The sequence below is a fragment of the Microvirga arvi genome (assembly GCF_016892765.1).
In the GTDB taxonomy this organism is placed as follows: Bacteria; Pseudomonadota; Alphaproteobacteria; order Rhizobiales; family Beijerinckiaceae; genus Microvirga; species Microvirga arvi.
Genome location: NZ_JAFEMD010000112.1, coordinates 1 through 8681, shown reverse-complemented (window position 1 = coordinate 8681; position 8681 = coordinate 1). Strand labels below are relative to the sequence as shown.

Annotated in this window: 6 protein-coding genes and 1 pseudogene; 2 read left to right on the top strand and 5 right to left on the bottom strand. The window is 60.2% G+C overall.

Annotated elements, in window-relative coordinates; genetic code table 11:
* Positions 1-432: 432 nt before the first annotated feature.
* The 4 genes and pseudogenes from ILT44_RS29130 to ILT44_RS29115 form a co-directional block, all read right to left on the bottom strand.
* Positions 433-2109, bottom strand: a complete 1677-nt coding sequence (locus tag ILT44_RS29130; RefSeq protein ID WP_201863875.1) for a DUF4118 domain-containing protein — start codon at positions 2107-2109, stop codon at positions 433-435.
* 294 nt (positions 2110-2403) lie between these two features.
* Positions 2404-2776, bottom strand: a pseudogene (locus ILT44_RS29125) (transposase); the annotation flags it as partial.
* A gap of 166 nt (positions 2777-2942) precedes the next feature.
* Positions 2943-4184, bottom strand: coding sequence for a DUF1236 domain-containing protein (locus ILT44_RS29120; protein WP_204243105.1), 1242 nt, complete (start codon positions 4182-4184; stop codon positions 2943-2945).
* Positions 4185-4339: 155 nt separating this feature from the next.
* Positions 4340-4759 carry an EF-hand domain-containing protein gene (locus tag ILT44_RS29115; RefSeq protein WP_204243104.1) on the bottom strand — a complete coding sequence of 140 codons (420 nt, stop codon included), beginning with the start codon at positions 4757-4759 and terminating at the stop codon, positions 4340-4342.
* A 745-nt stretch (positions 4760-5504) separates the two neighbouring features.
* Here ILT44_RS29115 and ILT44_RS31320 point away from each other — a divergent pair.
* Together ILT44_RS31320 and ILT44_RS29105 are read left to right on the top strand one after the other, a co-directional pair.
* The gene (locus ILT44_RS31320) at positions 5505-6449 is read left to right on the top strand and encodes an endonuclease/exonuclease/phosphatase family protein (RefSeq protein WP_204243103.1); all 945 of its coding nucleotides are present in this window, start codon (positions 5505-5507) and stop codon (positions 6447-6449) included.
* 247 nt (positions 6450-6696) lie between these two features.
* Positions 6697-7506, top strand: a complete 810-nt coding sequence (locus ILT44_RS29105) for a hypothetical protein (RefSeq protein WP_204243102.1) — start codon at positions 6697-6699, stop codon at positions 7504-7506.
* A 399-nt stretch (positions 7507-7905) separates the two neighbouring features.
* On the opposite strand, the gene ILT44_RS29100 is transcribed toward ILT44_RS29105, so the two are convergent.
* Entirely contained in the window at positions 7906-8364 is a 459-nt protein-coding gene (locus tag ILT44_RS29100; RefSeq protein WP_204243101.1) for a hypothetical protein, read from the bottom strand.
* Positions 8365-8681: the final 317 nt, after the last annotated feature.

Here is an 8681-nt window from a genome sequence, read left to right as displayed (position 1 = left end):
CAGTGCAATGCCCTGGTCAAGCGCGCCATGGCCAACGCGCTGCCCGGCTCAGTCGACGACCTGCATCGGCTCGCCCGTCGCGAGTTCGACCGCCTCAAACGTCACCCCGAAATGATCGTCCGCTTCTTCCGCCATGCAGGTCTTTCCGTTACCGGCCTACCGTGAAGATCATTAGGAGCAAGCGTGCATCGGGATTGCATCAGCCACCTTCGAGGTGGTTGCGGTGCCGCCGCTCAACGTGTGCCTTCCGGTGGGTCGGATGTGATTGGCATGGCAGACAGATTGGGAAATGAAAGACGATCAGGTCATCACGTCAGCGCGGCCCGAGTATGTTGTAGATGATCTTCGATCTCGGGAATGGCAATCCAATGCATGAGTCAGAAGACATTCGATGGCAGGATTGCGGGCACGAACTCGGTCTGATTCTGCTAGTTACCTGCCTGCTGGGCCAGCGACAAACCTGACCCCGCAAACCAAGCCTTCGGGCTCGAAACTCATTACGATCGTGGCATCAACATCAGATAGGATCCGTTCAAGGAAAGACGTGCCGAATCCCCGTGTCTTTGGAATGACTACATGCGGGCCGCCATGTTCGGCCCATGTGAGGTGGACTTGACCAGCGGAAATCGACCAAATGACTGCTAGATTTCCCTCCGGAACGGAGAGGGCACCGAATTTCGCTGCGTTCGTCGCGAGTTCGTGAAGGGCGAGAGCAAGGGCCTGACCGAGCTTAGGTTCTAAGCCGACGTGTGGACCTTTGATCTCGATACGAGCCGTTCCATAGGGCTCCAGTTCAGCTGCTACCAGGCTCTTAAGGTCAACTTCCTGCTGGCGCGGCACCCCGGCGGAACTGGTAGTCGCCATCAGCGCCGCAAGTCGCCTGTTGATCTTGCGAGCCTTCTGGGGAGAAGTCTCAAGGGTATGGCTGACGACTGCTTGCGCGACAGCTAGCGCATTTTTCAAACGATTCTGGAGTTCTTCGTGCAGGAGCGTCCTCCATCCCTGCTCTTGCCTCAGGCTGCGATGGGCGCGCCTGTACCTTTCAGCGACCCAAAGAATCATGATGGATGAGATGACATAAAGTGAGAAGTTCACAATGTGAGCCGGCGATCCCACAGCAAAACTGAACTCGGGAGGCATGAAGGCCCACCAGCTGACAGCTCCTCCTAACACTAAGCAAAGCACACCGCTCGGCACTCCGGCAATGAGCGTTGTCGCGAGAACGGCAGGAAAGTACGTGGTGAATGGGGCTAACTCTGCCGTCGACCACCACCCGAATGAGAGGCGAGTCAAAGTCGCTAACAAGACGCACGTGATAGCTGCCGCGTAGGCGGCTGGCGAATGTGGCTGTATATCGAATGAAAGCCAGCTCTCCGCATTCGCTGGAGGTGCGACGCGACTCCCCGAGACGGTGCTCACGGAAGACGCAGACACTTGCCCGCCAGCGGGTTGCCAACCGGCCGAAGTCGTGAGCCCCTGATGTGGCGGGCCTGACGCTGGCGGAGTAGGACACCTCTCTGAAGGCTGGCCGACTGAACCTTCAGCATTGTGAAGCTCTCGTTCGTGCTCCCGCGCCCGCCGGAGCTCTACATGGGAGAGGGCTAGGGCGGCGGCGTTCCCAAGCGCCTGTAATAGGTCCAGCTCGGGAGGCGGAATCTCCCGTAACCGAGACCAATAGGCCCCGACTGCTGCTATTGGATTATCCTGTCCAATCGGCACCATTGCCAAGCTGCGGACGAACGTTGGCCTATATGCGTCGTGCGGGATCCGGGCGTCAGCATAGATATCAGGAATGATGACACCTTGCCCGTTGATCATGCACCATCCGGAAATGCATGCTTCCATAGGGAATCGCTTACCCTTCCATAAGGGGGAGATTGCGTCTTCCTCCGCGTAGTAGCAGCGGTCGCCGTCCCGTAGCACAAAGGTGACGCCATCCGCGTGCAGGAGGGCACGGGCTGCTTGTGCGATGATCTCCATCACCTCTTGAGAGGAGATGGAGATTGCGAGCCTCCGAAGGACAGCTTCAAGGCCAGTCAACTCGGACTTGTCGGTTCCTACCAAAGGGAACCGGGCAACATCGCGGTTTGGGGAGTCTGATCCAACCATGGTGGGAACCACCTGTTGCAACTGGCCACATGCGGCGGGCCCACTGTAGGCCTGAGTTGTCGTTATGCCAAGTTACTTAGAATCGGTCTGTTCTAGGTCGGCGTGCGACAACGACTTGCGCAACTTTGTAGCCAAGCCTAAGCGGGTAAATAGTCGACGGCAACATCTTCCCGATCGACCGCGCCCGCATCAACTGCCATGGTATTGCTTCAAGGCGGACTTCCAAACTCCGGAGGAATAGCCGGCTCAGATGCTAGATTGTGTGCGTCAAGTTCTGCAAAGCGGGGCGACCGGTCAGGCTGGCCAAGCGGCTTCGCGCAGAGTGCTTTTCTTATGCTCCTTCAAGTCGTCCATGTTGAGGTAGCGGTGGGCTTCAAGCCAGTTCTCGTGCGTCTCCACCGCCAGCCCGTACCAGCCGGCAGCATGAGGCCGCACTGGGGAAGATCCGCACCACATAGGTGCGTCTTCTGATCTCCTCGTTCAGGCGCTCGAGCATGTTGGTGCTCTTGAGGTGCTTGTGGTGCTGGCGTGGCAGGCGATAAAAGGTCAGCGTCTCCTCGATCGTCTCCTCGGCCCAGGCGACCAAGCGCGGGTAGCGCGCCTCCCACTTGGCAATCCAGGCGGCCAGATCGCGCCGGGCCTCCTCGACCGAGCGGCGGTCATAGACCCGGGAGCCGGACGCCACGCTGCCGGCGCGGTTGCTCACGGTAGGCATGCGTATCCTTCCGGTCGAGTGGCCTCTGTAGGCTGCCGCTCTGCCGATGGCTCCGGCAATGCCAGTAAAGATCTCGGCCCAGCCGGGCCGAGATTGTCGACCCTGGCCTGTCGGACCTCTACTCGAGAATTTTCACGATGCGCCGGGAGTCCGGCTCGACGAGAATGACACCGTCCTCGACCACCACGTAGCGATACGACCGGAGCTCCGGCACGTCGATGGCGCTTGGAATCGGCCTCAACTCCACGCATTGCGGCACGGTCGCCCCCTCGTGGAACACGGCCGAGGTATTGCTGCGAAGGGTCTTGATGACGGTAGTCTCCTCTTCCTGCGAGAGGCTCAGCGAGCCCGATCCTTGGGAGGTCCCGACGCGTGCCATTGTGGCGCCCTGCTCAATGACTTCCACGACCTTGCGGGTCTTCGGGTTCACAATCACGATCTGATCCTGGACCACCACATAGCGATAATCGCGGTACGCTGGAATGATCTCCACGACGTCGGCTGGCACTGGATGCAGGTTCAGGTCTTGAGGCACGCTTACGCCAACCGAGACCGAGAAGCTGACATTTTCGACGGGCTTAACCTCCCGAGTGGTGAACGATTGCACAACACGCGTCTTCTCCTCGCTTGAAAGCTTGGTAGAGGTCGAGCTTGCGGTATCGGCACCGGCGTTCTGCTCTTGAGCGGAATTCGGGGACTTCTGCTGCGTGCTGGAGGACGAGCGGCTAGTCTCCGAGGGTGCAGTCTCCGTGGTCGTGGCCTGACCAGCCCTGTTGCTTTCGGTGCTGGTCCCGCGCGGGGTTCCCGAGGTCGGCATCCTCTGCTCGGTCTTGCCGCTGTCGCCATTATCATCGCTGGCGCTTGTGCTCGGCGATGTCTTCTGGTCGGCATTGCCGTTCTTGTCGACCGCGCGCTTGCGGGACTTGTCCTGCCCCTCCCCATTGGACGCGGTTGTCTTCTTCGTAGCATCGGAGCTGTTGGACTTGCCGGCATCTTGAGCCTGTGCCGCGGACGGCTGCTCCGAAGCTTGGTGGCGGGCCTGTCCGGTTGGTGACCCGTTCCGCTCCCCCCCAGCCCCCGTGATCGGCTTCTTCTGATCGGATCCGCTTGCGGGCGCACTTGCCGAGGAGTTCGCCTTCCCGGAATCAGGTTGAACCCTGTCGGTCGAAGGGCCGCTGGTCTGCGGAAGCTTGGTCGGGGCCGACCCTTGCGAAGCGGCTCCACTGGGCGTCGCATTCGCGCCGTCGGATGCCGACTGCGGGATCGGCTGTTTCTTTGGGGCTGACGCTTCTTGAGCAAACGAGGAGGATGACACGGCGGCGGCAAAGGCGGCGACGGTCGAAAGCAGGATCGTATGCATGAGGAACCTTCCACATCTGTTGAGGTGGGCGAGCCCAAGGCTTGCCCGATGCTGGAAGAGGCGGGTCTGCAAACCACAGTTGCGGTGTGGTGGCCCTTGCTGCGTTGTCCTATCGGCCCAGGGGTATCCGCAGCCCGCCTCCGCTTGTGACGGGCTTAGACGTCCCAGAAGCCGCCGTCGCCGATGTCGCCGAATTCGGGCTCCTCAATGATCTTGTCGCCGTCGCTGTCGTAGGAGGCATAGACACCGTCGTAGAACTCATCGTTCGACAGCCTGTCGTCGTCGTTCACATCCCACTCGTCAAACGCCTTATCGCCGAAGCGGGTGTTAAAAGCTGTAGCATCGTCTCCAAGGCCGGTTTCAAACTCGCTTTCCGTCAGACCCAGGTCGTCGTTTTCGTCCCAGGCGTTGAAGACACCAACCTCTTCAAAGTTCATCCGGAACTCCTCGCTCGTCAGCCGCGCATCTGCATTCGCGTCCCAGTCGCCGAATTCCGCAGCGCTCACGGGAGCTGCGAACAGCATCAGACCAAAGGCGCACACTCCGAGACGGGAAACATTGCTGAACAGTTTCATGGGACAATCTCCTTTGCTTAGTGGGGACTGAGCTCAGGTACGCAAGACATCATCGCGTCACAACACTCAGACACTAAAAAAGCAACGAGCGATTTCCCTACTTGTTCGATCTTTGGATTGTACAATAGCGTACTCTGCTTGCTTTATAGAAGAATTCACTCAGGTTTTACCTGATTGGTGTGCCACTATATGCAGCTTAAGGTACTTTATATTTGACAATGTCTCTGATCAGAAAAGAGTTGGTTCCTATTGGAGCCAGTCGAGGTCCCCCTCATGGTGAAGCAAATTCAACCGTCCTCTCTCGTCTTCGATAGCCTTCCGGGCCAAAAGAGTGAGCAGCTTTGGTCGGATCCGCACTCGGGTTCATGCGGCAGGAGGCTTAGGGGCCTCGGCCTCCATGGAGATGGCAATCGGCCAGCGCGCAAGGCGATCGACGGCGCTGATGAGAGGGGCTGTACGAGAAGGAAAGCTGAAACGTCAGCAAGCGCTATCACAATGTCGGCAACCCATCTGACACTCCAGACATCATCACGCGAGGACGGGACGCCGCCACCCTGCTCAGCCTTGGCCTTGCGATGGAGTGGGCCCTGTAGATCTCTGACAGGACCGAGATCAGGGACCGGCTCGGGAATTAACCCTGTCTTAGCATGACCGACCCGCGCCAGTCGTGTCGCTGTGGCAGCACTGTCGTACAGGGGTGGCGGTTGTGACGCGCAATCACCCCTGCCAATTGCGGTAGGAATCCGTGCGGGAACTCTCCTCATACCTGATTGACGCAGGCTTGAGCCTCGGCACCGCCCTGACTGTCGCAGGGCTGCTGGCGCCATTGTGGCCAGCCCTTGAGTTGATCAACCATTTCCGTCCGTTCCTGGCTCTGGGCGCGGGCTTGCTGCTGATTCTCCTGCTCGGGCTCCGCTCCCGGAGGCTCACTGCCACGGCAGTTGTCCTATTTGCCGTCAACCTCGCACTGCTGATCGTCCCTGCCCTCAGCTATGGCGCACCGGAAGATCCGGCCGCTGAGCCCAATTTGAGGGTGGCGACCCTCAACACCTGGGTCATGAGGGGACAGGCAAACAGGATCATGGATTTCATCAAACAGACCGATGCGGATGTGATCCTGCTCCAAGAAGTCGGTCAAGGTGACCAGGCCGCTGTCCTCGATCAGCTTGCCTCCGCTTACCCTTATGTTCTGTTCGACGAGCACTCCCGCTCCGGGCCTGCTTTACTGTCGAAGTGGCGTTGGTCCGACAGTGGGATCATTCCAAGCGGACGGGGCCGGCCATTGGCCGTCTGGGCCCGCTTTGAGCAGGATGGCCGTTTGTTCGAGATCGCAAGCGTGCATACCGCAAATCCGTTCGAGTGGCGGCACCAACCTGGTGACATCGACCGGCTCATCAGGTTTGCACGCTCAAGACGAGCGCCGTTGATCCTTGGTGGCGACTTCAACCTGACACCATTCTCATGGAAGCTCATCAAGCTGGCCGAGTGGGCGAACTTGCGATGGGGACAGACGTTTGCAGCGAGTTGGCCAGCCAATCGGCTGATCCCGATCGTCCTGCTCGACCATGTGCTGGTTCCGAAAGGCATCGTACTCACGGCTGTTGAGACAGGTCCGCGTGTGGGCTCGGACCATTTCCCCGTTGTGGCGGACCTGATCCTTGAGGACCGCCAAACCGAGGCGGCCGACTGACAAAGAGGGCGCTCCAGGTCAGACCACACTGGCCATCTCCACAGGCTGGGATGCAACCGAGTGTGCCTGTGGAGATGAACAAGACACTTCATGTCCCTAACAGTGCGGAGTGGCCGCTGCCCCGAAGCCGTCCATGAAGGTGCCGCCAACTGGTTCTCTGTCCGGTGTCGTACGGACTCGTAGCCTTGCCTGGATCTCCTGACATCAGCAGCCATTAGTCAGGTTTGGGACGTCACAGGAGGTGAACATGCGGAAGATGTCAGTTGCCGCGCTCGCGGCCACCTTGCTGGCGGGCGGCTCGACTGTCGCGCTCGCCCAATCGAGCTCCAGCGACTCTCAGGAGAACCAAGGCGTGCGGAACCAGATCTTCGGCTCCAATGCGCCGGGCATCAAAAGAGACTGGATCCCCGGTCCACTCTCTCCCGCTGCGGAGCGCCACGAAAATTCTGTGCAGTACAACAGGACCTGGCCTGCGGGCGATCTTTCGGCTGCGGGCGAGAGTCCACAAAGCCAAAGTCGTCTCGATGGGCAGAACCGCTTCAACCAGCGCTCCGCGCTGCGGCGTCAGCTGCGCCAAGCCGGCTTCCAGAACATCCGGATCCTGAATGCCACCTATTTGATTCAGGCCCGCACCCCAGATGGAAGGTCTGTGCTGCTGTTGGTCGATCCTCCGCCGATGGCCGCGTCGGGAACGACCGCCTCCATAGGCCAGCGGGGCCAGCCTTCCGACTCAAATCAGGGCAAAGGTGGCGCATCTGCTCCTAGCCAGCAGTTCGGCTCGAACGGCACCCCTGAAATGGCCTCCAGTCAGGACCAATTCTCCGCTCCCCTGTTGAATCCTGACCAGGTGCGGCGGGATCTGCAGTCGCGCGGGTTCTCCGACATCTCGAACCTGAGCAGGGATGGCTACAGCTATACCGCGACGGCGGATTGGCGCGGCCGGGAGGTGAACATTCGGGTGGATGGGCGCACGGGCTTCATCTATGAACCACGCCCACTGACGCCCAACCAGATGCAGGGCATGCGTGACGATTTGGATACGCGTGGGAGCGGGTAGATCCGCTCTTCGGCCGTGATGTGGCTGTGCCCACAGGGTGCCGGTGGAACCCAGCTGGCCGCGGACGCTCCCATGATCCGATCACGGCGCAGCCAAGGGAGAGAGATAGCCGGCACAGGATGGTGAAAGGGGTTGGTCAGGGCGACCTCAGACTGAAGAGCGAGTTATAATGAGGGCGCTGAATCTGATCGACCCTACATTCCCATCAAGCGCCCGGATTCTGCAGGCAGACGCCCCCTGTAGCAACGCCTTTACCCTCTGCGAGGCGGCCTGGATGATCATCCGGGCCGCCCCCTTTGTGCCCTCAGGAATGTGGAGCTGGAGCGAGCGCTGGAGCCGTAGCGGTGTAAACCCGCGTGCGGTTTTTATCCGACGCGCATGGAGCCATCGGGATGCTCTTCATCCGAGCAGGTGGAGAAGAACAGGAATACTGGCCAGCCCGGCCATAACACTGGCTGGAACGAGCCAATGCACCTGATCCATGCTTCTCACCCGGGCGGCAGCCGTGCCGGCAGACATGGATTGGCCGAAAAGACAGGAGCACATGATGTAATGAGCGCCGTCCTGCGAGATCTGAAAGAAGGCCATTGCGTCGCCAAGCCTATCGCTCCTGAGTCCGGCAGCGCGCAGGACCGGATCCTCGAAGGCAACCGCCAGGGGGGAGTTGTCGGCCCGCATGGAGGGGCGCTCGGCCCTCGGCGCGAACTCGATCTCGCCCAGGGTGCTGAGTCGGCGGTTAGGATCGCGATCGAGCAGTTCGGCCCAGCGCTCCAGGCGCTCCCGCCGGGTTAGCACTTGTGGCAGGCTCGGTTGCACGTCTGCGAGACCGCGGATCTGATTGATATCCCTGTGTTCCATCGAACTCTCCTTTTCAGAGGATGATCATAAGGCGGCGCCGCTATGGCCTAGTGGCTGGCGCGGCTGCATCAACAGACGGAGCTACGGCACCTGTCGTGAGGGGCTCGTCGGCAGGCAGGCCCCAGACGAATATGGCGGCAACGACAAGGATCACTGCCAGTGCGCCGGTAGCCCAGCCCCACGGGGATTCGCTCCGATAGCGAGGCTGGCCAGCAGGAGCGGCGGGATCGTATGGATCACGTGAAGTAGTTTGGACTTAATCTGACAGACGGTGTCGTTAAGCTGAGGCATGAGCCGAGGCCGGGCGCGGAGTGGTC